The sequence below is a fragment of the Candidatus Obscuribacterales bacterium genome (genome assembly GCA_036703605.1).
In the GTDB taxonomy this organism is placed as follows: Bacteria; Cyanobacteriota; Cyanobacteriia; order RECH01; family RECH01; genus RECH01.
In genome coordinates, this window is the sequence record DATNRH010000831.1 from 1 (window position 1) to 1,223 (window position 1,223).

The window sequence follows — 1,223 nt, forward strand, 5'->3', positions numbered from 1 at the left end:
TCGGGGTACAGCCGCGAGCTTCTGCATCACCGAACCAATGCTCTCTAAACGCACCATTTCTTCCCAAGAGCAGGTTTCGTCTTCCTCTTCGGTTTCGTAGCGCAGGGTAACTAAATCCCCTTCAATATCTAAAATGCGCGCTCGTTCAATCCAGCGCTGCTGATCGCGTAAAAAGACCCATACGTCACGACCATCACAACATAGTTGATAAATTTTGCGATGTAGCATAATGTCGCTTCTCCTGAGAGGTCAATCCTCAATGCGGGTTAGGACGGAGCCAAGCTGCCTAACAGTACTGAAATAGGGATCTAGCGGGGAGGGTCTAGGATTCGATCGGGAAACCCAGATCGTCCGACTAGATCATCCATACAGCCCTAGGCGTATAGTTCCCGGCGATCGCTCCTTTGGGTTAGGGCAGGGTTGGCACTGGAGGCTGCAACCCAGATTGTTGGTGGGGCGGATTGTGTGCCGCAACCCCTTGGAGCAACGCGATCACAGTCAGGATGATACGCAATTAAAATCATCGTTGATTAGTATGTTGAAAGAGTGCATTTGTCTAAACCCAGAGCGCGATCGCTGCGGGTACAGAACCACCTCATGCCTCCTGGTTCTGAGCAGAACAACATTGGAGGCGTTCAGAAACGGGAAGTCCACATCTCCTACCCCCCATTCTAACGATAGTTGGGCTGAACGTGACATTTTCCCGATGCTCACCCTCATGGGTAGAGCACAGGTTTCCCTTCTTCGCAGAAGAGATATCCTGCTTCCTTAGGGTTCCCAAGCAATGGTTCTCTCCAAGCAGGAGCACCGACTATTCATCGGCTACCGCAATGAGTCTGTGTTGTGCCATCCCTTGAGCAGCAGACTAAATTGGATAGATGCCAGGGGCTCTCCAGCCTTAGCTTGTCCTGGAGAGCGCCCTATTTGCTTGAGATACATCACTTAGACGGTGGTGATGTCCTTTTCTTTAGCACTGAGCAACTCATCGATCTTTTTGACAAACTTGTCTGTAATTTGCTGGATCGTGTCTTGCTGATCGCGAGATTCATCTTCAGAGATGTCGCTATTTTTTTCTTGTTTTCGCACCTCATCCACTGCATCTCGACGAATATTGCGCAGGGCGACCTTGCCTTCCTCCGCAATCTTAGACGCCACTTTCACCAATTCCTTCCGGCGATCGCTCGTCAGTTGGGGAATATTTAGGCGAATGGTGCTGCCGTCAT

2 protein-coding genes are annotated in these 1,223 nt (G+C 50.4%); both read right to left on the reverse strand.

Annotation, left to right across the window (positions count from 1 at the left end; all coding sequences use genetic code 11):
- The coding region (locus V6D20_17150; GenBank protein HEY9817509.1) for a DUF6679 family protein at positions 1-228 on the reverse strand (228 nt) is incomplete at its 3' end.
- A gap of 714 nt (positions 229-942) precedes the next feature.
- A partial coding sequence (locus V6D20_17155; GenBank protein HEY9817510.1) for a ribosome-recycling factor occupies positions 943-1,223 on the reverse strand: 281 nt, incomplete at its 5' end.